This window comes from Bacillus sp. FSL K6-2839 (assembly GCF_038003365.1).
In the GTDB taxonomy this organism is placed as follows: Bacteria; Bacillota; Bacilli; order Bacillales; family Bacillaceae; genus Bacillus.
In genome coordinates this window covers 41,107-66,007 of the sequence record NZ_JBBOOZ010000002.1, presented here as the reverse complement: position 1 = coordinate 66,007, position 24,901 = coordinate 41,107, and the positions used below count along the sequence as shown (strand labels likewise).

At 43.1% G+C, this 24,901-nt stretch carries 28 protein-coding genes; 24 read left to right on the top strand and 4 right to left on the bottom strand.

Annotated features, from left to right (window positions below; genetic code table 11):
- Positions 1–22: 22 nt before the first annotated feature.
- Both nagB and nagA read right to left on the bottom strand, forming a co-directional pair.
- A complete protein-coding gene (gene nagB / locus MHH26_RS14485) occupies positions 23–748 on the bottom strand; it encodes a glucosamine-6-phosphate deaminase (protein WP_340973871.1) in 726 nt (241 codons plus the stop codon).
- Positions 748–1,938, bottom strand: coding sequence for an N-acetylglucosamine-6-phosphate deacetylase (nagA, locus tag MHH26_RS14480; RefSeq protein WP_340973869.1), 1,191 nt, complete (start codon positions 1,936–1,938; stop codon positions 748–750). Before nagA ends, nagB begins: the two co-directional genes overlap by 1 nt.
- Before the next feature lie 177 nt (positions 1,939–2,115).
- Here nagA and hprK point away from each other — a divergent pair, with 177 nt between their 5' ends.
- The 7 genes from hprK to MHH26_RS14445 all read left to right on the top strand — a co-directional run bounded on the left by hprK (position 2,116) and on the right by MHH26_RS14445 (position 7,241).
- Positions 2,116–3,048, top strand: coding sequence for an HPr(Ser) kinase/phosphatase (hprK, locus tag MHH26_RS14475; RefSeq protein WP_003212943.1), 933 nt, complete (start codon positions 2,116–2,118; stop codon positions 3,046–3,048).
- An 11-nt stretch (positions 3,049–3,059) separates the two neighbouring features.
- The gene (gene lgt, locus MHH26_RS14470; RefSeq protein ID WP_095285749.1) at positions 3,060–3,884 is read left to right on the top strand and encodes a prolipoprotein diacylglyceryl transferase; all 825 of its coding nucleotides are present in this window, start codon (positions 3,060–3,062) and stop codon (positions 3,882–3,884) included.
- Positions 3,885–3,903: 19 nt separating this feature from the next.
- Entirely contained in the window at positions 3,904–4,848 is a 945-nt protein-coding gene (locus MHH26_RS14465; RefSeq protein ID WP_340973868.1) for a nucleoside recognition domain-containing protein, read from the top strand.
- Positions 4,845–5,495, top strand: a complete 651-nt coding sequence (gene ppaX, locus MHH26_RS14460) for a pyrophosphatase PpaX (RefSeq protein WP_307500303.1) — start codon at positions 4,845–4,847, stop codon at positions 5,493–5,495. The genes MHH26_RS14465 and ppaX overlap by 4 nt, the downstream gene beginning before the upstream one ends.
- Position 5,496: 1 nt before the next feature.
- The gene (locus MHH26_RS14455) at positions 5,497–6,015 is read left to right on the top strand and encodes an acyltransferase (RefSeq protein WP_060597361.1); all 519 of its coding nucleotides are present in this window, start codon (positions 5,497–5,499) and stop codon (positions 6,013–6,015) included.
- Positions 6,016–6,084: 69 nt separating this feature from the next.
- Entirely contained in the window at positions 6,085–6,513 is a 429-nt protein-coding gene (locus tag MHH26_RS14450; RefSeq protein ID WP_003213266.1) for an Rrf2 family transcriptional regulator, read from the top strand.
- Between the two features lie 86 nt (positions 6,514–6,599).
- Complete coding sequence (locus MHH26_RS14445) at positions 6,600–7,241, top strand: NAD(P)-dependent oxidoreductase (protein ID WP_340973866.1); 642 nt, start codon at positions 6,600–6,602, stop codon at positions 7,239–7,241.
- A gap of 223 nt (positions 7,242–7,464) precedes the next feature.
- On the opposite strand, the gene MHH26_RS14440 is transcribed toward MHH26_RS14445, so the two are convergent.
- The gene (locus MHH26_RS14440) at positions 7,465–8,259 is read right to left on the bottom strand and encodes a C39 family peptidase (protein ID WP_034660087.1); all 795 of its coding nucleotides are present in this window, start codon (positions 8,257–8,259) and stop codon (positions 7,465–7,467) included.
- A gap of 233 nt (positions 8,260–8,492) precedes the next feature.
- On the opposite strand from MHH26_RS14440, the gene MHH26_RS14435 reads away from it, so the two are divergent.
- The 17 genes from MHH26_RS14435 (at position 8,493) to MHH26_RS14355 (ending at position 24,187) form a co-directional block, all read left to right on the top strand.
- Positions 8,493–9,668 (top strand): ATP phosphoribosyltransferase regulatory subunit, encoded by a 1,176-nt coding sequence (locus MHH26_RS14435; RefSeq protein WP_106030538.1) that lies wholly within the window; start codon positions 8,493–8,495, stop codon positions 9,666–9,668.
- Complete coding sequence (hisG, locus tag MHH26_RS14430) at positions 9,661–10,302, top strand: ATP phosphoribosyltransferase (protein ID WP_340973864.1); 642 nt, start codon at positions 9,661–9,663, stop codon at positions 10,300–10,302. The genes MHH26_RS14435 and hisG overlap by 8 nt, the downstream gene beginning before the upstream one ends.
- On the top strand, positions 10,299–11,588 hold the full coding sequence (hisD, locus tag MHH26_RS14425) for a histidinol dehydrogenase (protein ID WP_340973863.1): 1,290 nt from the start codon (positions 10,299–10,301) through the stop codon (positions 11,586–11,588). The genes hisG and hisD overlap by 4 nt, the downstream gene beginning before the upstream one ends.
- A complete protein-coding gene (gene hisB / locus MHH26_RS14420; RefSeq protein WP_034660084.1) occupies positions 11,585–12,169 on the top strand; it encodes an imidazoleglycerol-phosphate dehydratase HisB in 585 nt (194 codons plus the stop codon). Before hisD ends, hisB begins: the two co-directional genes overlap by 4 nt.
- Entirely contained in the window at positions 12,169–12,807 is a 639-nt protein-coding gene (gene hisH / locus MHH26_RS14415) for an imidazole glycerol phosphate synthase subunit HisH (RefSeq protein ID WP_034660083.1), read from the top strand. Before hisB ends, hisH begins: the two co-directional genes overlap by 1 nt.
- Entirely contained in the window at positions 12,804–13,541 is a 738-nt protein-coding gene (gene hisA / locus MHH26_RS14410; RefSeq protein WP_307500298.1) for a 1-(5-phosphoribosyl)-5-[(5-phosphoribosylamino)methylideneamino]imidazole-4-carboxamide isomerase, read from the top strand. Before hisH ends, hisA begins: the two co-directional genes overlap by 4 nt.
- A complete protein-coding gene (gene hisF, locus MHH26_RS14405) occupies positions 13,538–14,296 on the top strand; it encodes an imidazole glycerol phosphate synthase subunit HisF (RefSeq protein WP_034660081.1) in 759 nt (252 codons plus the stop codon). The genes hisA and hisF overlap by 4 nt, the downstream gene beginning before the upstream one ends.
- Positions 14,293–14,922, top strand: a complete 630-nt coding sequence (gene hisIE / locus MHH26_RS14400; protein ID WP_034660080.1) for a bifunctional phosphoribosyl-AMP cyclohydrolase/phosphoribosyl-ATP diphosphatase HisIE — start codon at positions 14,293–14,295, stop codon at positions 14,920–14,922. Before hisF ends, hisIE begins: the two co-directional genes overlap by 4 nt.
- 130 nt (positions 14,923–15,052) lie before the next feature.
- Positions 15,053–16,513 carry a tetratricopeptide repeat protein gene (locus MHH26_RS14395; protein WP_034660079.1) on the top strand — a complete coding sequence of 487 codons (1,461 nt, stop codon included), beginning with the start codon at positions 15,053–15,055 and terminating at the stop codon, positions 16,511–16,513.
- 363 nt (positions 16,514–16,876) lie between these two features.
- Positions 16,877–18,259, top strand: coding sequence for a C40 family peptidase (locus MHH26_RS14390; RefSeq protein WP_340973862.1), 1,383 nt, complete (start codon positions 16,877–16,879; stop codon positions 18,257–18,259).
- A gap of 233 nt (positions 18,260–18,492) precedes the next feature.
- Positions 18,493–19,443: a thioredoxin-disulfide reductase gene (trxB, locus tag MHH26_RS14385; RefSeq protein WP_034660715.1), complete on the top strand. Its 951-nt coding sequence runs from the start codon at positions 18,493–18,495 to the stop codon at positions 19,441–19,443.
- Between the two features lie 357 nt (positions 19,444–19,800).
- Positions 19,801–20,265 (top strand): 8-oxo-dGTP diphosphatase, encoded by a 465-nt coding sequence (locus MHH26_RS14380; RefSeq protein ID WP_003213484.1) that lies wholly within the window; start codon positions 19,801–19,803, stop codon positions 20,263–20,265.
- A gap of 39 nt (positions 20,266–20,304) precedes the next feature.
- Positions 20,305–21,192, top strand: a complete 888-nt coding sequence (rapZ, locus tag MHH26_RS14375) for an RNase adapter RapZ (RefSeq protein ID WP_034660713.1) — start codon at positions 20,305–20,307, stop codon at positions 21,190–21,192.
- Positions 21,193–22,152 carry a gluconeogenesis factor YvcK family protein gene (locus MHH26_RS14370; RefSeq protein ID WP_034660077.1) on the top strand — a complete coding sequence of 320 codons (960 nt, stop codon included), beginning with the start codon at positions 21,193–21,195 and terminating at the stop codon, positions 22,150–22,152.
- Between the two features lie 17 nt (positions 22,153–22,169).
- On the top strand, positions 22,170–23,120 hold the full coding sequence (gene whiA, locus MHH26_RS14365) for a DNA-binding protein WhiA (protein ID WP_034660076.1): 951 nt from the start codon (positions 22,170–22,172) through the stop codon (positions 23,118–23,120).
- A gap of 26 nt (positions 23,121–23,146) precedes the next feature.
- A complete protein-coding gene (locus tag MHH26_RS14360) occupies positions 23,147–23,404 on the top strand; it encodes an HPr family phosphocarrier protein (protein ID WP_106043544.1) in 258 nt (85 codons plus the stop codon).
- A 39-nt stretch (positions 23,405–23,443) separates the two neighbouring features.
- A complete protein-coding gene (locus tag MHH26_RS14355; RefSeq protein ID WP_340973860.1) occupies positions 23,444–24,187 on the top strand; it encodes an arylamine N-acetyltransferase family protein in 744 nt (247 codons plus the stop codon).
- 48 nt (positions 24,188–24,235) lie between these two features.
- On the opposite strand, the gene MHH26_RS14350 is transcribed toward MHH26_RS14355, so the two are convergent.
- Positions 24,236–24,724, bottom strand: coding sequence for a ribonuclease (locus MHH26_RS14350; protein WP_034660072.1), 489 nt, complete (start codon positions 24,722–24,724; stop codon positions 24,236–24,238).
- Positions 24,725–24,901 lie beyond the last annotated feature (177 nt).

Genomic DNA, 24,901 nt, shown 5'->3' with positions numbered 1-24,901 from the left:
GAAAATCCTCTCGTGTTTAGCTTTAGCGTAGTGAACCAGCTTCTCGATCAATCAAAATCGTCACATCTTCATGAAGTTTCAGAGCAGATGCTGGGAAGTCTGGATGTATCTCAGTCTGTTCTAAATATTGTATCACTTTCGCTTTTGATTTTCCTGATGCAAGAAGGAGAATCTTTTTACTTGAAAGAATGCTCGCAATACCCATGGTGATGGCATATGTAGGCACTTCATCAATAGAAGAAAAGTATCTTGCATTGGCCTCCCGGGTGTTTTCATCTAGTTGCACGACATGAGTCTTTGAGTTAAATGGGGTACCGGGCTCGTTAAAACCGATATGTCCATTTTGACCGATTCCAAGAAGCTGAAGGTCGATGCCGCCTATATCTTGAATGAGCTGATCATATCTTAAGCATTCTTTTTCTAAATCAGGTGCAGCGCCATTTGGAAGGAAATACTGATCCTGAGGGAGATCAATATGATCAAATAAATGACGTTTCATGTAGGTCATATAACTATTTTCATGATCTGGATCAAGTCCTGCATATTCATCTAAATTGACTGTTTTTGTTTGTTTGAAAGACAATTGGTGTGCTTGATGAAGGTGAATTAACTCTTGATATGTATCAAGAGGTGTACCGCCCGTTGCTAGGCCAAGTACTGCATCTGGTTTAGAAGCGATTGTGCGTGCGATAAGGGCTGCTGCTTCTTTTCCTAATTGTTCTTTATCTTCAAATTCGATGATTTTCATTAGTGGTTGGCCTCCTTTTTCTCAAAGACGATTTGTCCACGGCAGATTGTCATCATTAGTTCGCCAGATTGATCCCAAATCACAAGGTCTGCTTGTTTTCCAACTTCGATCGAACCGAGCTGCTGATCAAGTCCTAGCTGAATGGCTGCATTGGTTGAGGTCATCTTCGCAATCTCTGTCCATTCACAATGTGTAATCTGTTTCATCCGTTTGACGCCATCTTTCATTCTCAGAATCGATCCTGCAAGTGTACCATCTGAGAGTAATGCTTTTTCGCCGCTGACTGTGACTGTTTGACCGCCAAATTCGTACGTCCCATTCCCGAGTCCTTTTGCGCGCATCGAATCTGTAATCATGATCAAACGATCACTTCCTTTTGCTAAATATGCAAGCTTAATGGAAAGTGGATGGGAGTGTATCCCATCCGTAATCAGCTCGGTATGAAGATTCTCGTTCGTAAGAGCAGCCCCCACAGCATTTGGTTCACGATGCTGAAACGAACTCAGTGCATTATAAAGATGCGTGACATGGCGTGCACCATGCTTTGCTGCTAATTCAATCATGTCATGATGGGCATTCGTATGTCCAATAGAAGGAATGATGTTTTTTTCTTGCAACAGAGAAAGAAAAGCAAAGTCAGGGTCTTCCTCAGGTGCAAACGTGACAATTCGAATAAGCTGTTGAGAAGCATCCAGCCATTTTTCAAAAAGAGGGAGATCGGGCTGCTTTATCCATTGAACAGGCTGTGCCCCTGCTTTATCTTTAGAAATAAAAGGACCTTCAAGATGGATACCTAAACATTGTGCCTGAACTCCTGCTTGTTCTTCATTATAATGTTTCCACTGAGAGACATTTTTAAGTGCTTGCTCTATCTCATGATGGTTTTGAGTGATGGTTGTTGCTAAAAAACTTGTCGTTCCTTCTGATGGTAAGTTGTTAGCGAGTGTATTCATGGCTTCTGATGTCGCATCCATCATGTCTGCTCCATATCCGCCATGGATGTGAATATCAATCATTCCGGGAAGTAAATAAAAGTTTTCCCGGGAAATATATACTTTTTCATAATTTCCTGTCGGTGGTGATGTTGAAATATAGTCAATCTTGCCGTCGCGTAAACCGACAAAACCGTTTGCAATCATTTCAGTCTTTGTCACAATATGAATATTGGAGAGCAATAAAGAGCTGCTCATGATTGTGCCCCCTTTAGTCATTGTCTTTGACTTAGTTTACCCTTTTTAAGTATAGTTGTCTATACCAGTGAAGTAGATGAAACAGGATCAGGATAAAATACTGTTTTGGGATCATCATTGAAAGTGATAAAATAGAGCTGTATTTCTGAATCGCCTGTGATAAAAGGAGGAAGAAGCGTGCCGAAAGTTCGTACGAAGGACATAATGGAACAATTTCATCTTGAACTGGTAAGTGGGGAAGAAGGGATTAATCGTCCCATTACAATCAGTGATCTTTCCAGACCAGGTATTGAAATGGCTGGTTATTTTACATATTACCCAAAAGAAAGAGTTCAACTTTTAGGGAAAACAGAGCTTTCTTTTTTTGAACAACTCCCAGAACGCGAACGAAAGCAGAGAATGATGTCTCTTTGTACAGATATTACCCCTGCAATTATTTTGTCACGAGATCGTGAAGTGCCGAAGGAATTAATTGAAGCTTCAAATGAAAATGGCGTCCCTGTGTTACGATCAAGCCTAAAAACGACAAGACTTTCGAGTCGGTTGACCAACTTTTTAGAAAGTAAGCTTGCACCAACGACCGCCATTCATGGCGTGCTCGTAGATGTATATGGTGTAGGTGTATTGTTAATTGGAAAAAGCGGAGTAGGAAAAAGTGAAACAGCCTTAGAACTAGTGAAGAGGGGACACAGGCTGGTCGCAGACGATTGTGTGGAAATCCGTCAAGAGGATCAGGATACGTTAGTTGGAAGCGCACCAGAGCTGATTGAACATCTTTTAGAAATCCGCGGGCTAGGCATCATTAATGTGATGACCTTATTTGGAGCCGGTGCTGTCAGAAGCTATAAGAGAATTACGATTGTAATGAACCTTGAGCTTTGGGAACAAGGCAAACAGTACGATCGTTTAGGACTTGAAGAAGAAAAAATGCGAATCATCGATACAGATGTACCGAAGCTGACCATCCCTGTCCGGCCAGGAAGAAACTTAGCGGTCATCATTGAGGTGGCTGCGATGAACTTCAGGTTAAAACGCATGGGACATAATGCGGCGGAACAATTTACAAGTAAACTTGCCGATGTTATTGAAGACAATGGCCAGGATGAATAGGAGTTGTCTATATGAACGAAGCGATTCAGCCAATTGATCCGATTGCTTTTCAGCTCGGACCTCTTTCGGTTCATTGGTATGGTGTGATCATTGGGGTCGGAGCCTTGCTGGGACTCTGGCTTGCACTGAGAGAATGTGAGAAGAGAGGAATCAATAAAGATACGTTTATTGACTTAATCTTATTTGCCATTCCAATAGCCATTATTAGTGCACGAATTTATTATGTATCCTTCGAATGGGATTACTATCAGCAGCATCCAAATGAAATCATTAAGATTTGGAATGGCGGAATTGCTATTCACGGCGGGCTGATAGGTGCTGTGCTGACAGCGATCGTCTTTACAAAAGTGAAAAAGGTATCCTTTTGGAAAATAGCCGATGTAGCAGCACCTAGTATTTTACTAGGGCAGGCGATTGGTCGCTGGGGGAACTTTATTAATCAGGAAGCGCATGGTGAGGCGGTTTCAAGAGCCTTTTTAGAGAATTTGCATCTGCCAGAGTTTATCATTAATCAAATGTATATTGATGGGACGTATTATCACCCAACGTTCTTATACGAATCATTATGGAATCTTGCCGGTGTTGTGATCTTGATTTTATTACGCAGAACATCGCTGCGCAGAGGCGAAATCTTCTTGTCTTATTTAATCTGGTATTCAATCGGTCGTTTCTTCATTGAAGGGATGAGAACGGACAGCTTGATGCTGACAGAACATCTACGAATCGCTCAAATGATTTCGATTGCCATTTTTGCAGTGGCTGTTCTGCTGATGATCTTTAGAAGAATGAAAGGATACGCATCGATTCCTTATAAAGAGAACAACTCATCGAATTAAGCAGGGGGGATCAGAAGAGATGGGAGAGACATGGAAAAGCGGCTTAAAAGCAGGGCTATCGACAACTTGGACACTTGGAAAAGTCATCTTTCCGGTTACCATTCTCGTCAGTATCTTGCAGCATACGCCTGTTATGAATTGGATCATACAATTCATACGGCCATTTATGGGGTTGTTTGGTCTTTCAGGAGAAGCGGCCATTCCGCTTGTATTAGGAAATGTGCTGAACTTGTATGCGGGCATAGCCGCCATTCTGACACTAGATCTTCCTGTGAAGGAAGTGTTCATTTTGGCCGTGATGCTGTCCTTTTGCCATAACCTGATCATCGAATCGACAGTGACAGCAAAGGTTGGACTCAGAGTGTCTGTCATTTTGCTGGTCAGAATCAGCCTTGCTGTTATTTCGGCTATTGTCATTCATCTCGTGTGGCAGGGAGGCCAGGAGCCGGCACAATATGGACTGCTGACGGCAGCTCAGACGGCTGATGTGCCTTCCAGCTGGTACATGATTGTCCTTCTCGCTTTACAAAAAGCCGTACTCGGTGTGGTCCAGCTTGCCTGTATCGTCATCCCTCTCATGATCATCATTCAATTCATGAGAGATTTAGGATGGCTCCATACGCTGTCTAAGTGGCTGTCTCCATTTACGAGAATGCTTGGAATGAAAGAAAATACGTCGATGACAATGGTAGCTGGATTAACCATCGGTCTGGCATACGGAGCCGGCGTGATGATGAAGGCAGTGGAAGAGGACGGCGTGAGTAAAAAGGATTTAACCCTTGCTTTCATTTTTCTTGTTGCCTGCCATGCAGTGGTCGAAGATACGCTGATATTTATTCCACTTGGGATTCCTGTGTGGCCGCTTCTTGTCATCCGTCTGATATCTGCTATTTTATTAACAGCTGCCATTAGCTATATTTGGCGGAAGCGGGAGCTTGCAGCTGTTAGAAAGGAAGCCATATGAACGAATCAATTATTAACACCGTGCTATTTGATTTAGATGGCACATTAATCAATACGAATGAATTAATTATTGCTTCATTTCAACATACGCTTGATCATTATTATCCTGGTCAGTACAGCCGTGAAGAGATCCTTCATTTCATTGGTCCATCATTGTTTGATACATTCTCTGCGATGGACCCTGAGCTAACGGATGACATGATTCAGATGTACCGAACGTTTAATCATGAACAGCATGATCTGCTTGTGACTGAATATGAGACTGTTTTAGACACATTAAAAGAGCTGCAGGATCGAGGATTTAAACTTGGGATAGTCACAACAAAGATACGTGATACGGTTTTAATGGGTTTGAAGCTGACAGGTTTAGAGCCATTCTTTGAGGTGATCGTGACGCTCGATGATGTCCAAAATGAGAAGCCGCATCCAGAACCTGTCCAGCTAGCATTATCCAAGCTTGGCAGTGATCCGCATGAAGCGGTGATGGTCGGCGATAATTATCACGATATTTTGTCTGGTCAAGCGGCAGGGACAAAAACAGCAGGTGTTGCTTGGACGATTAAGGGAGAAGAGGCCCTTTTAAAGCATCGTCCTGATTTCATGCTGAAGAAAATGAGTGATCTCCTGGCGATTGTTGGAGCTGATTGAGTTGAGAAAAACAGATCGTTATCCTGTAAAAGGGGTCAATTCGTTACGACAAGTCTATCGGACGGTTCCCTTTTTCAAAGTGGTGAAAAACTTTATTTTCATTCAAATAGCACGGTACACGCCTTTTATGGGAATGAAAAATTGGATATACCGAACCTTTCTTCGTATGAAGGTCGGCGAGGATACAGCGTTTGCCTTAATGGTCATGGTGGATCTCATGTTTCCTGAGAAAATCACGGTCGGTCGAAATAGTGTGATTGGCTATAACACGACCATCTTGTCCCATGAGTATTTGATTAAAGAATACAGACTTGGGGAAGTCTATATTGGTGATGAAGTCTTAATTGGAGCCAATTCAACCATTTTACCTGGTGTGACCATTGGGGATGGGGCGATCGTATCAGCTGGTACACTTGTTCATAAGGATGTTCCAGCAGGCTCATTTGTTGGAGGAAATCCAATGCGTATGATTTATACGAAAGAAGAAATGAAAGCACGTCAATCTACGTCTGCTGAGTAGCTCGGCAGACTTTTTTGTTGACAATATGTTGTGGTGTAACTATAATGATTACAACAGAGGTGAGAAAACATGAAAATCAGCAGCAGATTCACTGTCGCTGTCCATATTCTGGCCTTGCTATCACTTGAAAAAGGATCATTACAGACATCGGAGGATATCGCGGGAAGTGTGAATACAAACCCAGTGGTCATCCGCCGCATTATGAGTAAATTAAAAAAAGCAGGCCTAATCTCAACGAGTCTTGGCAAAGGTGGTTCTCAGTTGAACCGCAGTGAAGACGACATCACGCTGCTTGATGTGTATAAAGCGGTTGAAGTGGTGGATGAGGGAGAGTTGTTTCAAATCCATGAAAGCCCAAATCCTGACTGTCCGATCGGTGCAAATATTCAGGCTGTGCTTGAGTTAATCTTGTGCCGCGCTCAAAGTGCGATGGAGCAAGTGCTTGCTGAGATCAAATTAAGTGAACTAACGCAGGTGTTAATCAAAAAAATTGGATGATTATTCAATTTTTTTTACCTCTATTGTAACCGAATTGGTTACACCTTTTGTTTATCAAATAAAATCATTTTACAGGAGGAATTCATATGAAAATCGGTATTATTGGCGCTACAGGTAAAGCAGGACAGGAAATTGTAAAAGAGGCTCAATCACGAGGACATGAAGTGACAGCTATCGTTCGAGATGCACAAAAGGTGACAGATTCATCTGTAGCTGTTATCGAGAAGGATGTGTTTCATTTACAAGCAGAAGACATCAAAGGCTTTGATGTCATCGTCAATGCATTTGGTGCACCTGCTGGACAAGAGCACCTTCACGTAGAGGCTGGGAAAAAGCTTATTGATATTTTGAAAGAGGTACCCGATACGCGTTTAATCGTTGTGGGCGGAGCAGGCAGTCTATTTGTTGATGAAGCCCTAACAACAAGACTTGTTGATACACCAGAATTTCCAAAGGAGTATGTGGCGACTGCTTCACAGCAAGGTGAAAACCTAAAAGATCTTCAACAGACCGAAGGATTAAAATGGACTTTCCTCAGTCCTGCTGCATTCTTTGACCCAGCAGGTAAACGCACAGGTTCTTATGTGAAAGGGAAAGACCAATTGATTCTCAATTCTAAAGGTGACAGCTATGTGAGCTATGCCGACTACGCCATTGCCCTTGTCGATGAAATTGAGCAGGTTGCCCACGTTGGAGAACGTTTTACCGTTGTATCTGAAGCAGAATAAGTCGTTTCACTGCCGCTAAAAACGATGAGTGAGAAGTCTAACGATCAAGGATTATCTCTCATTTTTACTAAAAAAAGGTTGAATACTTCATTGTAGGCGGAGGAGTAATGACAGCTGCAAAGCTTGAAGACCGCCTGAAGGAAATACTAGAAAGATCATCATGAAAAAACATCCTCTATACGGCTAGAGGATGTTTTTTCATGTTTTCAATGAGAAAGGTGTTCTACGCTTTAATGATAATCGCCTGCCGGCCCATCTGTTCCCAAGAATCCTCAAACTGATCGCGATCGACTTTTTGATTCTTTTCACCGTATGGGTTATTTAGGTAGACATGTTCCTTGTCATAGCCCGTGATGACCACGCTATGCATATTAAAGCTCACATCTATTTTGCCATTTGGTGTATTCCATGTTTCGATGTTATCTATTTTGTCAAAGGTGGATGTGGTAATTACCCAAACAGGATACCCTTTTTCAAGTGATTGATAGATGGCCTTTTTGACAGGTTTTCCACTTAAATCGACGACTTGAGCGCCCGCATATTTTTTCGCAAGCTGATAAATAGGTTCATGGTAAACACCAAGACCTGGTCCATTCTCCATATCGCCTACAAACCCGTCATGCGGGTCTCCTTTTAAGCCATTTTCATAATTGAGCGGAACACGTTTGATTTCATTTGCCAATGCGTCTTTTGTCACTTGCTCATAGCCGCTGTAATGAAGAAGCATCGCTAAGCTTGTGACTTCGCATCCATTATAAAGCTTTGGGGCATCCATTTGATTGTAGAGGATGACGTCCATGGCTTTTTTACTTCCTTTTAAAGAAGAATATGTGTTGTCTGTTTTTTTCGTTGATCGTGTTTCTTCAGCTGCGAGTGCCGTATCGTTTTCTTTTTCTTTGGCTGCTTCGTGTGGTGAAGCTGCCTTCTTGACTTGGTCGATTTGTGTCACGTATATAAAGCCGAAATAAACAAGGCATGCGCACAACAAAGTTAAGATTAATGTCTGGATGAACTTCACTGTAATCTCCTGTGTTATTCAATATTTTTAAGTATTATAGCACGTTCTTTTATCAAACATGCAGAAAAGGGACAGGTGTCACTTGAATGTAATAATTCCACAAATTTTTCATGAAAATAGAGAGAAAATAAAAATGATTGATTTAATTACTTTATTTTGTTAGCATATTATCATATTAGCGAACTAAAGGATTCGGAATTTTTTGTTTTAATGTGTTGGAGGTGCAGAAGAGCATGTTTATGTTTGAGAAACCATATGGTATGCGGGATTCATTACCAGGATTGTATGAGACGAAGAAAAAAGTGAGACATTCATTAACAGAGGTCATGAATGGCTGGGGTTACCGTTTGATGGAGACACCAACGCTTGAATTTTACGATACAGTCGGTGTTCAATCGGCGATTACAGATACACAGCTCTTTAAGCTTTTAGATCAGAACGGGCAAACCCTTGTACTCAGACCTGATATGACGGGACCCATTGCGAGAGTGGCGGCTTCAAAGCTTCATGAACAGGCGTATCCGCTTCGCGTTGGGTATGCGGCCAATGTGTTCCGGGCGCAGGAAAGAGAAGGCGGAAGGCCATCAGAATTTGAGCAGGTCGGAATTGAGTTGATTGGTGACGGTTCGATTAGTGCAGATGCTGAAGTGATCGCGCTTGTCGTATTTGCATTAAAAAATGCCGGGCTAAAGTCCTTCAAAATCGCGATCGGGCATGTCGCTTTAGCAGAGACGTTATTTGTAGATGTATTGGGAAATACAGAGCGTGCAAACGTCCTCCGCCGATTCTTATATGAAAAGAATTATGTAGGATACCGCCAGCATGTGAAGCAATTGCCACTCTCCTCCATCGATAAAACGAGGCTGTTACAGCTTTTAGAGTTAAGAGGCGGCCAGGAAGTCACAGAGCGGGCAGAGGAAATCGTCGTTTCACAAGAGGGAAAAGAGGTGCTCACACAGTTAAAATCGCTTTGGGAGACTCTTGAAGATTACGGCTGTACAGAATATATCCGTTTAGATTTAAGCATGGTGAGTCATATGAGCTACTACACGGGCATTTTGTTTGAAGTATTTGCAGATCATGTTGGATCAGTCATCGGAAGTGGCGGCAGATATGACCAATTGCTGGCTCATTTTGATGCACCTGCACCAGCTACAGGATTCGGACTTCGATTAGACCGTCTGCTTGAAGCGCTTGATGCAAAAGAAATCAATGAGCCGCAGGAGGCAGTGATTTTTAGTAAAGAACAAAGGCTGGAGGCTTTTGCTTTTGCAGAAAAGGAGCGGTCAAAAGGGAAAAAGATCGTCCTGCAAGACTTAGCAGGGATTGAAAATATTGACGCGATGACCAAGGCATTTGAGCAGGTGACTTATTTTATCGGCGCTAGAAAGGGAGAGTCAAATGGGTAAAGTGTTGACGATGGCGATGCCAAAGGGCCGGATATTTGAAGAAGCAGCTGGGCTGTTAAGACAGGCGGGATATCAGCTGCCAGAGGAATTCGAGGATTCAAGAAAGTTAATCATTGATGTACCGGAAGAAAACCTCCGCTTTATTTTAGCGAAGCCAATGGATGTGACGACTTATGTAGAGCACGGTGTAGCAGATGTTGGCATTGCAGGGAAGGATGTCATGCTCGAAGAAGCTCGTGATGTGTACGAAGTGCTCGATTTAAAAATCAGCAAATGCCATTTAGCGGTTGCCGGATTACCGGGAGCCAGCTGGGGCGGTGTCGCGCCGCGTGTGGCAACAAAGTACCCAAATGTCGCATCTTCTTATTTTAGAGAACAAGGGGAGCAGGTGGAGATCATTAAGCTGAATGGCTCCATTGAATTAGCACCGCTCATCGGACTTGCCGATCGTATTGTTGACATTGTCTCTACAGGTCAAACACTCAAGGAAAATGGACTTGTTGAAACGGAGCATATTTGTGATATTACGTCACGGTTTATTGTCAATCCTGTGAGCTATCGGATGAAGGATGCGGTGATCGATGAAATGGCGCAGCGCCTTGCAAGAATCATTGAAGGGGAGGAAACATCATGAACATCACCTACATACAAGAAGGTGAGACAGAGACTCTCTCGCTCAAGCGGACTATAGATACAGGTACGGAAGAGCAGCGCCTGGCTGTTCAGCGGATTATACAAGAAGTGAAGCTAAATGGTGATCAAGCGGTACAGTCTTTTACAAAGCAATTTGATGGAGTGCTGCTTGAAGATCCGCTTGTCACAGAGGAGGAAATGACAAAAGCCTCCGAACGCTTGGACCCAGCCATGATTCAGGTGATTCAAACGGCTATCCGTCATATTCGCACATACCATGAGCGTCAGCTGACATCCTCTTGGTTTTATCACCAGCAGGATGGCTCGATGCTCGGACAAAAGGTGACACCGCTCGATGCAGTCGGTGTGTATGTCCCCGGCGGAACAGCTGCTTATCCATCATCTGTTTTAATGAATGTGATTCCGGCGCTTGTCGCTGGTGTTGAACGAATTGTCCTTGTCACACCTCCAGGGAAAGATGGCCATCTCTCAGACGCTGTACTGGCTGCTGCAAAGGAGCTCGGTATTTCTGAGATGTATAAAATGGGCGGTGCGCAGGCGATTGCGGCACTTGCCTATGGAACAGAAAGCATCCAGTCTGTTGATAAAATCACAGGTCCAGGCAACATATATGTAGCCCTGGCAAAGCGGGAAGTATTTGGCCTGGTAGACATTGATATGATTGCCGGTCCAAGTGAAATTGCGGTTCTAGCAGACGATACGGCATCGGCACATGAGGTAGCGGCTGATTTACTTTCGCAGGCAGAACATGATGCGCTGGCATCTAGTGTTTTGGTGACACCGTCTAAGACACTTGCTGAAAACGTGCAGGCTGAGGTGCAAGCGCAGCTGGACACCTTGCCAAGAAAATCAATTGCAGCTCAATCCATACAAGATTATGGCCGTATATACGTGACAGAATCTATGGATCGTGCAGTAGACGTCGTCAACCAGTTAGCGCCAGAGCATTTAGAAGTGCTGACAGCATATCCAGAATCACTTCTTGGTCAAATCAAGCATGCAGGGGCGATTTTTTTAGGGCGTTATAGCCCTGAGCCGGTGGGAGATTATTTTGCAGGACCAAATCACGTGCTGCCAACCAACGGAACGGCTAGATTCTCCAGCCCGCTTGGTGTGACTGATTTTCAAAAGAAAACGAGCATTATTTCATATAGTCAAGAAGCCTTTGAGACACACAGGGATAGCATTGCGGCTTTTGCCAGATTAGAAGGGCTCGAAGCGCATGCAAGGTCGATTGAATCGAGAAAGCGGGAGGAATCGTCATGAGACAGGCGGAAACAGCGAGACAAACAAATGAAACGAATATTTCGTTAGCGTTAGAGATTGATGGGGAAGGAAAAGCAGATATTCAAACAGATGTCCCTTTTATGACACACATGCTTGATTTATTTACGAAGCATGGACACTTTAATTTGACCGTCGATGCGAAAGGAGATACGGATGTTGATGATCACCACACAACAGAAGATATCGGCATCGTGCTTGGGCAAATGTTTAAGGAAGCGTTAGGTGATAAAAAGGGAATTAAGCGGTATGGCTCCAGCTTTGTTCCGATGGATGAAACGCTTGCCCAGGTCGTGGTCGACTTAAGCAATCGCCCTCATTTGGAAATGAGAGCGGCCTTTCCAAGTCAAAAGGTCGGTACCTTTGATACAGAGCTCGTGCATGAGTTTCTTTGGAAGTTTGCGCTAGAAGCTCGTATAAATCTTCATGTGATTGTTCACTACGGAACCAATACGCACCATATGATTGAAGCCATTTTTAAAGCGATGGCACGTGCCCTAGATGAGGCAACAACCATTGATCCACGTGTGAAAGGGATTCCTTCGACAAAGGGGATGCTCTAATGATCGGAGTCATTGATTACGGAATGGGAAATTTGTTCAGCGTATCAAAAGCACTGGAACGAGCAGGTGCCAGTTATATCGTCTCCTCTGATGTGGAGGAGCTCAAAAAGGCAGATGCTTATATTTTGCCTGGGGTCGGTTCGTTTCGTGATGCGATGCAGCTGTTAAAACAGACAGGACTTGAAGAGTTTATCCACCAAGTTGTGCAGGAAGGAAAGCTGCTATTTGGTATTTGTCTCGGGATGCAGCTGTTATTTGAAGAAAGTGAAGAGGCAGGACGTACGAAAGGTTTGGGGCTGTTAAAAGGGCGTGTCGTTCTTTTAAAGGATCGCGACCAGGATGGGCAAAGGCTGAAGGTGCCTCATATGGGGTGGAATGAGCTCACATTTCATCAGCCCTCCCCATTGTTTGATGGTGTACCGGAAGGATTTGCGTACTTTGTTCACTCTTATTATGTAAGTGATATGAATCCAAAAGAGCAATTAGCAAGTGCGGATTATGGCGTTCAAGTACCAGCAGTTGTCGGCAAGGGGAATGTGCTTGGCGCACAGTTTCACCCTGAAAAAAGCAGTACAACGGGAATGGCGCTGCTCAAACAATTTATTCAATTAGCAAACGAACAGAGGGTGAACAAATGAGTGAATTTACATTGTATCCAGCGATTGATATGAGAAATGGCAAATGTGTACGGCTTGTGCAAGGAGATTATGATCAAGAAACCATTTATGGAGATTCGCCGCTTGATATGGCTGCGCGGTTTGCAAATGAAGGAGCAAAGTGGATTCATCTCGTTGACCTAGATGGTGCGAAAGCAGGGAACCGCGTCAATCATGAGCATGTACTGGCGATTGCTTCATCCTTAGATGTGAATGTACAAATTGGCGGCGGCATTCGGACAGAAGAAGACGTTGCCTTTTATATAAACAATGGTGTAGCTAGAGTCATCCTTGGCAGCTCCGCTGTTTCTAATCCCGCCTTTGTGAAAAAAATGCTTGCCCAATATGGGGAGAAAATAGCGATTGGGATCGATGCGCGAAATGGCTTTGTATCGACTGAGGGGTGGCTTGAAACGTCGAAAGTGAAGGCGGAGGAACTCGGCAAAGAATTGGCAAAGGAAGGCGCGGAGGTCTTTATTTTCACGGATATTCAAAAGGATGGCATGCTGTCTGGACCCAATGTGGAAAGTACAGTTCGCTTAGCGGAAGCTACCGGCAAACAAGTCATTGCTTCAGGTGGTGTAAGCGCGCTAGCTGATCTTCAAAAGCTGTCAGCACAAAAACAGTCAGGTGTTTCTGGTGCGATCATTGGAAAGGCCCTTTACACGAAGCGGTTTACTTTAGCTGAAGCAATTGAAGGGCTTGACCGCGTATGATGACAAAACGAATCATCCCATGTCTCGATGTGAAGGAAGGGCGTGTGGTCAAAGGGGTGCAATTCCTCGGCTTAAAGGATGCTGGTGATCCGGTAGAATTAGCGCAGATGTATGATGAGGAAGGTGCGGATGAACTTGTCTTTCTTGATATTTCTGCCTCTCATGAAGGCCGGAAAACGATGGTGGATGTGGTCAAGCAAGTGGCGTCCACTCTTGCCATCCCTTTTACGGTAGGCGGCGGAATTAACCACCTTGATGACATGAAGCGCTTATTAAGAGCGGGTGCAGACAAAGTATCTGTGAACACAGCGGCAGTTTTAAGACCAGAACTGATTTCAGAAGGCGCCGATTTCTTTGGTTCCCAGTGCATCGTCGTCGCAATAGATGCAAAGTACGATGAAGAGAAAAAAGAGTACATGGTCTACACACACGGAGGGCGCCGTCAAACGGATATAGAGGTCAGCGATTGGGCAAAAGAAGCCGTGCTGAGGGGAGCAGGAGAGATTTTACTGACAAGTATGGATGTTGACGGTGAGAAAACAGGCTTTGATCATCGATTAACAAAGCTTGTGTCAGAAGCCGTCACCGTGCCTGTCATTGCCTCGGGAGGCGCTGGCAATGCCCAGCATATGCTGGAGGCATTTACAAAAGGAGAAGCTGATGCAGCATTAGCAGCCTCCATTTTCCATTATAAAGAGACTTCAATTCAAGAGGTAAAGACATACTTGAGAGAACACGGGGTGAAGGTCAGATGAAACAGGCAAACGAATTATCCTTTAATGAGGCAGGCCTGATACCTGCGATTGTACAGGATGCTCAAAGTAAGGAAGTATTGACATTGGCGTATATGAATCAAGAATCCTATGAAAAAACACTGGAGACAGGGGAAACATGGTTTTACAGCCGGTCGAGAAACGAGCTTTGGCACAAAGGCGCCACATCTGGGCATACTCAGCGAGTCACATCCATTCGATATGACTGTGACAAAGATGCTCTGCTTGTTCTTGTCACACCAAGTGGACCAGCCTGCCATACTGGCAGCTATAGCTGCTTTTCGGAAGAAGGCGTGAAGCTTCAAACGGAAGAGCAGGATCGTTTTGCGATTTTAAATGAACTTGAACAGGTGATTGCAAAACGTCAGACAGAAATGCCAGAAGGCGCTTATACAACCTATCTATTTGAAAAAGGGGTCGATAAAATCCTAAAAAAGGTAGGGGAAGAAGCGTCAGAGGTCATCATTGCAGCGAAAAACCGGGATCAAGAAGAATTGAAATGGGAAACAGCCGATCTCCTGTATCATCTGCTTGTGTTATTACGTGAACAGCAATTGCCGCTTGATGAGGTATTAAAAGTATTAAAAAAGCGTCATCAAGGTGAGTGAAAAGCCGGGGGCACCTCTGGCTTTTTGTTTTTGAGTGAAAAACAAATCCTTCCTTTTCTTTTGTTCTATGTGACGACTCGTGAAGTATGTTATACTACACACGGTACACTGTTCGAAATGGAGGGTATCGGTGAGTAAATACACTTCTCAAAATAATCACACACAAGTCGTCCAGCTATTCCAAGATGGGCATTACTTTTTTCATAAAGGTCTAAAAGCTTATAGAGAAAGAAATCTATCTAAAGCGAGTAAGCTGATACAGCGGGCTATCGTACTTGAGCCTGAAAATGTAGAAATGCTATCACAGCTTGCCATTATTTATACTGAAATGGGTCATTACCAACAATCAAATGAACTGCTTGATTTCATACTTGAACATATCGATGAAAACATGTCTGAGTGTCACTATTTTAAAGCCAATAATTATGCGAATCTAGGACTCTTTCAAGAGGCATATAAGTCAGCTACTGCCTATGCTTCATTGGAAGAGAACGGGGAATTTGCAGATGAAAATGACGATCTCCTCGACCTGCTCGATATGAGCGACGAAGAGGACGAAGATTTTCCTTACGATCAGGATGACCTGATTGTCAAGCAGGATCAAGCGAATCACTTGCTAGAAAGCGGCAGGCTTGATGAAGCCATTGAAATGCTGGAACAGATGATTGTTGAGTATCCAGAATTTTGGTCAGCGTATAATAATCTCGCTTTGGCCTATTTTTATTCTGGTCAAATCCATCAGGCGAAAGAGATGTTGAACCGGGTTCTTCATGAAAATCCGGGTAATCTGCATGCCCTTTGCAACCAGCTTGTCTTCTATCATTATGAAAAAGAAGAAGAAAAGGTCAATACGTTAGCGAAGCAATTAACGCACGTGTATCCAATATTAAGTGAACAGCGTTATAAGCTTGGCGCAACATTTGCCCTAGTTGGAGAATTTGAATGGGCCTTTAAATGGCTTTATTCTTTGTACAAAACAGGCTTTCAGGGAGATAGTACATTTTTATACTGGCTCGCAAGCGCAGCTTATTATACAGGCCACAAAACGCTTGCACAGACGGTTTGGAATAAGATGGTCGAAGAAGATATCGATGCAGATGAAATCAAGCCGTGGCAGGATAAACCCGAGGAGACTGAGCCAATGGTCTCCATTGAGGAGCGGCTGACTGCGTACTATGTGAGCAAACAAAAAGGGGAACGTGACGTTCTTCAATCTGTCCTTGATGCACACGCAGCGAAAACAGCCTTCGAACAGCAATTCATCGAACTGCTCTTATACGAAGATGAAATGGAAGTGCGGTCGTTTTCAGAAGATGCGGTTTTCGCAAAACAGGCGGCATCCAGCTTGGAAGAAGCTGTTCAGCCTGACAGCCATATGCCTTATTTTTGGTTATTCCATATTATTCAGCAGGCACGTGCTTCTGGCGTAGATAAGAAAAATGCGCCTGCATGGGCAGCAGCATCTTATTATTTATGGATGAAGGAGCAAGAAGAATCAGCTGTGAGCAAAAAAGAGATTGCAGCCTCTTTTCAAATCAGCGTTCAAACACTGTCTAAATATGAACAAGTCATTTGTGCGTTAATCGATTAAATAGGTAAATAGATTCAGCAGATTGCAGCATGGCCGAAAAGGTCATGCTTTTTTCTTGGATAAAAAGGTGGGATTTGCAAGGATTTGGCGAAGTATGACAATCACGACATGTTTTTGAAACATAAATGTAATAAAAATATTAGCTCATTTTGTCGATGTCTCATGTATAATGAAAATCGTGGATTAAAACAAAGACATATATTTAGTTATTTTACTATACATAATGAAACACCTAGTGATAGAAACAATCTGGTCAACATCTGACTGATCAATCAGGAAGAAAGACATAGATAGCACAGATTGGCCGCAGAGAATTTGCTGCTTTCTCATGTCGCTTGGAAATTGTCAAAGGAGGAACTATTCGTGAAAAAGTTTATTACTTTCGGTTTAGCTTCGGTCATCGGAGCGAGCAGTTTATTTATCCCATTTACTCATGAAGCAAACGCACAGAACTTTGAACAAAAGAAACAAGAGCTGGACAGCAAGCAATCTGAGGTCAACAAAAACCTTCAAAAGAAAAAAGATGAGCTTTCAAAGCTTGAAGCAAAACAAGAGGCACTTGCACTAAAGCTAAAAGAAATTGACGAGAAAGCTTTAAAAACAAGTGATCAAATCGAAGAAAAACAAAAAGAAAATGAACAAACGAAAAAAGAAATCAAAGCACTGAAACAAGAAATAGCTGATACTGAAAAACGTATTGAAGATAGAAACAAGTTCTTGAAAAAGCGTGTACGTGCGCTTCAAGAAAGCGGCGGTTCTACGAAATACATAGATGTATTACTAGGAGCGAAAAGCTTTAGCGATTTCATCAGCCGTGCAGGTGCAGTATCTACACTCATCAACGCAGACAGCGAAATCATTAAAGAGCAAGAAAAAGACAAAGCTGAGCTTCAAAAGTCTGAAAACGAATTAAACACAAAGCTTGCAGATGTTCAAAAGACACTTGCAAAGCTTGAAACGCTTCAAACAGACTTGAATAAACAGCTTGATGAAAAAGACCAGCTATTCAAGCAAGTGAAAAAGCAAAAAGGAAGTGCTTCTTCTGAAATCAGCGAGTTAAACAGTGAGGCTAACAGCATTGCATCTGAAAAAGACGCAACAATCGCTGCTCAAAAACAAGCTGAAAAAGAAGCGAGAGAAGCAGCTCAAAAAGCAAAAGAAGAAAAAGCACAAAGACAAGAGCAGCGTCAAGCGAGTGTTCAAGCGGAAGACAACAGCTCAACTAACGACAGCAGCCCGTCTTCAAATAACAGTAACAGTGGATCTTCAAATAATAATAACAACAGCAGTTCACCAAGCAAGAAGCCATCTTCTGGCGGTGGATCACCTGTCAGCAGTAACGTAGGCGGAATCGAAGGTGCAATCAGCACAGGTTCTACCATCGTTGGACAATCTCCGTATAAATGGGGCGGCGGCAGATCACAAGCCGATATTGATGCACGTCGTTTTGACTGTTCTTCATTCGTTCGCTGGGCATTCGCATCAGCAGGCATCAACCTTGGACCAGTTGGCGGTACAACAACAGATACGCTTGTAGGTAAAGGAAGAGCTGTAAGTGCATCTGACATGAAACGCGGAGACCTTGTGTTCTTTGATACGTATAAAGTAAATGGACACGTTGGTATTTACTTAGGAAACGGTACATTCTTGAACGATAACAGCTCTCGCGGTGTTTCAGTTGACTCTATGAGCAATGTTTACTGGAAAAAAGCATTCAATGGCGTTGTGAGAAGAGTCGTTGAATAAATCGTTACTTACTATATAACCGTAAACAGGCTTCCTTAAACAGCAGTTTAAGGAAGCTTTTTCTTTTTTTGAAGATATGAGCAAATGATTCGCTTATTATCCGCAGATTTAATAGGATATGGGTAAGGAATAAAAGTAAGAGTGGAATTGATGCTCTCTGTCATGAATGGAAGCATCACCCAAGGGCATTCTAATAAGAAATGCTAGCAGCAATTGAAGAGGGAGTGACAGTTGTGTCAGAAGAAAAAATCTACGATACGATCATCATTGGAGCGGGACCTGCCGGAATGACAGCCGCTGTTTATACATCACGGGGAAATCTTTCAACATTGATGATTGAAAGAGGGATTCCAGGCGGTCAAATGGCAAATACGGAAGATGTCGAGAACTATCCTGGCTTTGAAAGCATTTTAGGACCAGAACTTTCAAATAAAATGTTTGAGCATGCGAAGAAATTCGGTGCTGAGTATGCATATGGCGATATCAAAGAAATCGTAGACGGTGAAGAGTACAAAATCGTCAAAGCCGGTTCAAAAGAATACAAAGGACGCTCTGTCATTATTGCGGCAGGTGCTGAATACAAAAAAATCGGTGCACCAGGTGAAAAAGAACTTGGCGGCCGGGGCGTCTCTTACTGTGCAGTATGTGACGGTGCTTTCTTTAAAAACAAAGAGCTCGTGGTCATTGGCGGCGGAGACTCTGCGGTAGAAGAGGGTGTATACCTCACACGCTTTGCGTCAAAAGTAACGATCGTTCATAGACGCGATAAACTTCGTGCACAAAGCATTTTACAAGCGCGTGCTTTTGATAATGAAAAAATCGACTTCATGTGGAACAAAACAGTTAAACAAATTAATGAAGAAAACGGTAAAGTCGGCAGTGTGACCTTGATTGATACGGTGACTGGTGAAGAAGAAGACTTTAAAACAGACGGCGTCTTTATCTATATCGGGATGCTCCCACTATCTAAACCATTTGAAAATCTCGGCATTACAAATGAAGAAGGATATATCGAGACAAACGAAAGAATGGAAACGAGAGTGGAAGGCATTTTCGCCGCTGGTGACATTCGTGAAAAAACACTCCGTCAAATTGTGACAGCAACAGGTGACGGAAGTATTGCCGCACAAAGCGCACAGCATTATGTAGAAGAGCTTGCTGAAAAGCTGAAAGCAGCGAAATAAATGGCTGTCGTAAATCCTTAATATAGCGTCATGGGCTTTTAACTGGAATGTAACACGGGTGAAATAATTATCCGTTATGATAAAACTAGTAATTGACCCCCTTTTATAAGGAATTCATGTTTGGCACGGATGAGAATCCGTGTCCTTTTTTTTGCTTAAAATCAGAAATTCATGAGATGTTCACAAATGACGCATGGAGAACCATTAGATGCTGTAAAATAAAGAGTAGAGAAATTGCCCGCCACCTCTTTCAGACGAAATCCGGTCTGTTTTCGGTGAAGAAGGGGCATGTTCATTGTGAGAGTCAGGATGAACCTGTATAATAAGTTAAAGACATAAAAGAGTAGGTGACAGCTGATGCAACGAGTAACCAATTGTGTGCTGCATCACGAAGATCAAGTTCTCTTGCTGCAAAAGCCAAGACGGGGCTGGTGGGTAGCGCCGGGCGGCAAAATGGAAAGCGGAGAATCGGTCAAGGATTCAGTCGTTCGAGAGTATAGAGAAGAAACAGGAATTTATATTTTAAATCCTCAGTTAAAAGGTGTTTTTACCTTTATCATAAAAGAAGGCGATCAAATCGTTCAAGAGTGGATGATGTTCACCTTTATGGCAGATTCATTTACTGGAAAAAACGTGACAGAGTCAGAGGAAGGCATTTTAAAGTGGCATGAAGTAAAAGATGTGCCTCATTTACCGATGGCTCCAGGAGATTCCCATATTCTTGATTTCATGCTAAAGGGAAAAGGACTTCTGCACGGTACTTTTACGTATACACCTGATTTTGAATTGATTGCTTATCGGTTAGATCCTCAAGGAGACTAATACATGAACCGTTTTCATAAAGAAGGAGAGGAAGCAGGCATGAATACGAACAAACAAGAAGATATTCAGCTTGTGATTATTACAGGAATGTCAGGTGCGGGGAAAACCGTTGCCATTCAAAGCTTTGAAGACTTAGGTTACTTCTGTGTAGATAACTTGCCGCCATCACTTTTACCGAAGTTCCTAGAGCTCATGAAGGAATCGAATTCTAAGATGAGCAAGGTTGCCCTTGTGATGGATTTACGCGGACGAGAATTCTTTGACAGCTTAATTGCAGCTTTAGATGAAATGAGTGATCTTGGCTGGATCACACCAAGAATATTATTTCTAGATTCAAACGATAAGGTGCTTGTCTCAAGATACAAAGAAACGAGACGTTCGCATCCCCTTGCGACAACAGGTTTGCCCCTCGAAGGAATCGCAATGGAACGCGACCTGTTAGAAGAGTTAAAAGGCCGGGCGCAAATGATTTTTGATACATCGGATTTAAAACCAAAACAGCTTCGAGAAAAAATTGTCGCGCACTTTGCCACGAACCAAGGGCAGGTGTTTACAGTGAATGTGATGTCCTTCGGTTTTAAATACGGTCTGCCGATTGATGCTGATCTTGTATTTGATGTGAGATTTCTGCCGAATCCTTACTATATTGAGAGCATGCGTCCACAGACTGGAAACGATGAAGAAGTGCGCTCCTATGTAATGAAATGGAGCGAGACACAAAAATTCACAGAGAAATTAATTGACCTTCTCAGCTTTATGCTTCCGTCCTATAAACGAGAAGGAAAAAGTCAGCTTGTGATCGCTATTGGCTGTACAGGCGGACAGCACCGATCAGTGACGCTAGCTAACTACTTATCGGAGTATTTTAAAAATGACTACTACACTCATGTCACTCACCGGGACATTGAAAAGAGAAGCAGAAAATAGATGACGACACTTCCAAAGGTGGTCATTCTTGGTGGGGGCACTGGCTTATCTGTTTTGCTCAGAGGGCTAAAAACAAAGCCAGTGGACATTACCGCTATTGTAACGGTTGCTGATGACGGAGGCAGCTCAGGCAGACTGCGGCATGATTTGAATATTCCGCCTCCAGGCGATATTCGAAATGTCCTTGCAGCTCTCTCTGATGTTGAACCGCTTGTAGAAGACTTATTTCAGCACCGTTTTAACAAAGGGAATGACTTAACAGGCCACTCTCTTGGCAACCTCATTCTTGCGGCCATGACAAATATAACCGGTGATTTTTTTCATGCCGTCACAGAAATGAGCAAGGTCTTAAATGTGAGAGGAAAAGTCTTGCCAGCAGCGAATTCAAGTGTTGTTCTTCATGCTGAATTAGAAAACGGGCAAGTGGTGACAGGAGAATCAAAAATCCCAACCTACGGTGAGCGAATTAAACGAGTGTTCCTCACACCCGATACGATTGAACCGCTCCCAGAATCGATTCAAGTCATTCGTGAAGCTGATTTGATCGTCATTGGGCCAGGCAGCTTGTATACAAGTATCCTGCCAAACTTGCTTGTACCGCATATTGGCGAAGAAGTGATTCGCTCGAAGGCGAAAAAAGTGTATATTTGCAATGTCATGACGCAGCCAGGGGAAACGCTTTCCTACAGTGCAGCTGATCATGTGCAGGCATTAAATGATCATATGGTTCGTCCATTTATCGATACCATTTTTGTGAACAATAAAGAAATTCCAGAAGAGATCAAAGCAAAATATGCAGAAGAACAGGCACAGCCTGTACAGTTCGACACAGATGTACTCAAGGCAATGGGACTGGAAGTCATCCCTGGGGAAATCATTACATATGACCAGCATGTGATTCGTCACGACACGCTGAAAGTAGCCTCGCTGCTTGTCGACCTGCTGCATAAGAAAAAATAGGAATGGGGGTGGCAAGGATGTCATTTGCATCCGAAACAAAAAAAGAGCTGACTAATCTGGACGTGAAGGACTGCTGCACAAAAGCAGAGCTTTCTGCCCTCATCCGTATGAACGGTTCATTATCTTTCTCTAATCGAAAATTAATTCTAGATATACAGACAGAGAACGCAGCCATCGCAAGACGGATTTATACGCTGCTGAAAAAGAAATATGATGTCACAGTCGAGCTGCTCGTTCGTAAGAAAATGAGATTAAAAAAGAATAATGTGTATATTGTCAGACTGGTAGAACGAGCGAAAACCATTTTAGAGGATTTGAAAATATTGGGTGAGCAATTTGTATTTGAGCGCAATATTTCAGAAGAGCTTGTAAAGAAAAGATGCTGCAAGCGCTCCTATATGAGAGGTGCTTTTTTAGCAGGCGGTTCTGTGAATAATCCAGAAACGTCTTCCTATCACCTTGAGATTTTTTCACTATATAAAGAACACAATGATGCCCTTTGTGAGCTGATGAATCAATTTCAACTCAACAGTAAAACACTTGAGCGTAAAAAAGGATACATCACGTATATGAAAGAAGCCGAAAAAATTACCGAATTCTTAAGCGTTGTAGGTGCGCATAATTCACTTCTTCGCTTCGAAGACGTTCGGATCGTCCGTGATATGCGAAATTCCGTGAACCGGCTCGTCAATTGTGAAACAGCAAACTTGAATAAAACGATTGGTGCATCACTGCGCCAGGTCGAGAACATTCAATTCATTGATGAAAAAATTGGACTTGATGCCCTGCCGGATAAGCTGCGTGAAATTGCAAAACTTCGAGTCGACTATCAAGAGGTCACGCTAAAGGAACTGGGAGAAATGGTGGAAAGCGGCAAGATCAGCAAATCAGGCATTAACCACCGCTTAAGAAAGCTAGATCAAATTGCAGAACAATTACGAAACGGACAAGCTGTTACACTCAAATAGGAGAATGAAAAAGGGAGGCAGATCATATGGTGGAAAAAACGGTCACCATCCAGTTAAAAACAGGCTTGCAGGCACGTCCCGCTGCTTTGTTCGTACAAGAAGCCAATCGCTTTGGGGCTGAAATTTTTCTAGAGAAGGACGGAAAAAAGGTCAATGCGAAGAGCATTATGGGTCTCATGAGCCTTGCGATCAGTTCTGGGGTCACTGTCAAACTGATAGCAGATGGTGCGGATGAACAAGAAGCCATTGATGCGTTAACGGATTTTATCAATCAAGAAAACTGAGTCTCTTCACAGACTCAGTTTTTTTAGAAGGGAATGAATATGATGCAATCAGCATTTTTACAGAAGATCGGATACGAAGGCCAGTCCATCACCTTTGATGACCTGCCTGTATTATTAAAAAAGATGGCCTACACCTTTCCATTTGAAAATAGATCTGTGCTGAACAAACAATCCTATGCCTTGAATCAAGAGGGGTTGAAGCAGCATCTTCTTGAAGGAGAAAGAGGAGGTCTTTGCTACGATCTCAATCCTCTCTTATATTATGTGTTAAAAGAGGCAGGGCTTGCTGTACAGCTCGTTCAAGGGACCGTGTATAACAAAGAAGCGTGCACATGGGCAATTGATGGCACGCACGTCGCCATGACGTTGAACCATCACAACGAACGCTTCCTTATTGATGCGGGATTTGGTGTGAATTTACCTCTTCAGCCTGTACCTTTTACAGAAGAATGGGTGGAAGGAGCGTCTATTCGGTTTCGAGTCAAAGAAGAGGACACCGAAAAAGGAACGCATCTGCTCCAATTAGATAAGGGGGAAGGCGCTGAAACAGGCTATGCTTTCACATTGGAAGAGGTGAGCGAGCCTACTTTGGTCCAAATGAGACATGAGATTTATGAAAATGAAGCCTCTCCTTTTAACAAAAGACCGCTTGCGTCAAAACTCACACCAACAGGACGTGTAATCGTCACCGAGGATCATGTCACCACACATGAACATGAAGAAGTGTCGAAAAAACCGCTGCCTCTGCCTTTTGAGGAATACGTGAAAACTCTGTTGCCATAAGCAGCATAAAAAACAGCCCTAGGTCAAATGGGGCTGTTTTTTGATTGATTATCGAATACGTGTGAAAGTTGCATAATGGTCTGTTGTTTTGTAAATGAGCCAGTCACTTGAATACACGAGGCGGTCAGCATTTCGGAAGCCAGAGACGTAGTTGATATCTGCCTCACGCCATGTTCGGCCGCTTGCTGAAGGAAGACGTCCCTCCCGGTTAGAGAAAACATCTCCACCGATGCTTTTACCTGGGGCAACCTCTGCTAGATTTCCCTTTGATGCCACCCATCCAAGAGCACTTGCTTGTGATTTTGTGATGTAGTTATCAGGCAGTCGTTTGTAGCGAATTAAATAATCTGCTACACCATCAAACGTATTAATGACGGCAAGGGTATGAACATCTGATGTAAGTTGAATAGTAGCTGTTTCATTTGTGGCGGTCTGTGTAAGAGGTGTTTCGGCATAGGCTTGCTGCGGAATAAAACCAGAAAACAGAATAGCAGCGATCAGAGCAAACATAGTAAAAACCGAACTGATTTTTTTCATCTTCATCCTCCTATTAAGGAAATCGGATGCTGTCCTCTTGATGCTTGTCTACCTCATATTATAGCACCCGAACATGAAGGAAATGTAAAGAAACAGGTTCTTTGCTAAAATGAGGCTTTTTTCCTGATAACCTTCTGATGAAATAAATAAAAAGACGCAGCTCCGAATCCTGCGTCT

What these genes read in the sequence shown, in the direction of transcription:
- nagB (WP_340973871.1), bottom strand. Translation starts at nt 748, where the DNA reads ATGAAAATCATCGAATTTGAAGATAAAGAACAATTAGGAAAAGAAGCA.
- lgt (WP_095285749.1), top strand. Translation starts at nt 3,060, where the DNA reads ATGAACGAAGCGATTCAGCCAATTGATCCGATTGCTTTTCAGCTCGGA.
- MHH26_RS14450 (WP_003213266.1), top strand. Translation starts at nt 6,085, where the DNA reads ATGAAAATCAGCAGCAGATTCACTGTCGCTGTCCATATTCTGGCCTTG.
- MHH26_RS14445 (WP_340973866.1), top strand. Translation starts at nt 6,600, where the DNA reads ATGAAAATCGGTATTATTGGCGCTACAGGTAAAGCAGGACAGGAAATT.
- MHH26_RS14435 (WP_106030538.1), top strand. Translation starts at nt 8,493, where the DNA reads ATGTTTATGTTTGAGAAACCATATGGTATGCGGGATTCATTACCAGGA.
- MHH26_RS14350 (WP_034660072.1), bottom strand. Translation starts at nt 24,724, where the DNA reads ATGAAAAAAATCAGTTCGGTTTTTACTATGTTTGCTCTGATCGCTGCT.
- hisIE (WP_034660080.1), top strand. Translation starts at nt 14,293, where the DNA reads ATGAAACAGGCAAACGAATTATCCTTTAATGAGGCAGGCCTGATACCT.
- MHH26_RS14370 (WP_034660077.1), top strand. Translation starts at nt 21,193, where the DNA reads ATGACGACACTTCCAAAGGTGGTCATTCTTGGTGGGGGCACTGGCTTA.
- hisA (WP_307500298.1), top strand. Translation starts at nt 12,804, where the DNA reads ATGAGTGAATTTACATTGTATCCAGCGATTGATATGAGAAATGGCAAA.
- hisF (WP_034660081.1), top strand. Translation starts at nt 13,538, where the DNA reads ATGATGACAAAACGAATCATCCCATGTCTCGATGTGAAGGAAGGGCGT.
- hisD (WP_340973863.1), top strand. Translation starts at nt 10,299, where the DNA reads ATGAACATCACCTACATACAAGAAGGTGAGACAGAGACTCTCTCGCTC.
- ppaX (WP_307500303.1), top strand. Translation starts at nt 4,845, where the DNA reads ATGAACGAATCAATTATTAACACCGTGCTATTTGATTTAGATGGCACA.
- hisB (WP_034660084.1), top strand. Translation starts at nt 11,585, where the DNA reads ATGAGACAGGCGGAAACAGCGAGACAAACAAATGAAACGAATATTTCG.
- rapZ (WP_034660713.1), top strand. Translation starts at nt 20,305, where the DNA reads ATGAATACGAACAAACAAGAAGATATTCAGCTTGTGATTATTACAGGA.
- hisH (WP_034660083.1), top strand. Translation starts at nt 12,169, where the DNA reads ATGATCGGAGTCATTGATTACGGAATGGGAAATTTGTTCAGCGTATCA.
- MHH26_RS14465 (WP_340973868.1), top strand. Translation starts at nt 3,904, where the DNA reads ATGGGAGAGACATGGAAAAGCGGCTTAAAAGCAGGGCTATCGACAACT.
- MHH26_RS14355 (WP_340973860.1), top strand. Translation starts at nt 23,444, where the DNA reads ATGATGCAATCAGCATTTTTACAGAAGATCGGATACGAAGGCCAGTCC.
- nagA (WP_340973869.1), bottom strand. Translation starts at nt 1,938, where the DNA reads ATGAGCAGCTCTTTATTGCTCTCCAATATTCATATTGTGACAAAGACT.
- MHH26_RS14360 (WP_106043544.1), top strand. Translation starts at nt 23,147, where the DNA reads ATGGTGGAAAAAACGGTCACCATCCAGTTAAAAACAGGCTTGCAGGCA.
- hisG (WP_340973864.1), top strand. Translation starts at nt 9,661, where the DNA reads ATGGGTAAAGTGTTGACGATGGCGATGCCAAAGGGCCGGATATTTGAA.
- MHH26_RS14380 (WP_003213484.1), top strand. Translation starts at nt 19,801, where the DNA reads ATGCAACGAGTAACCAATTGTGTGCTGCATCACGAAGATCAAGTTCTC.
- whiA (WP_034660076.1), top strand. Translation starts at nt 22,170, where the DNA reads ATGTCATTTGCATCCGAAACAAAAAAAGAGCTGACTAATCTGGACGTG.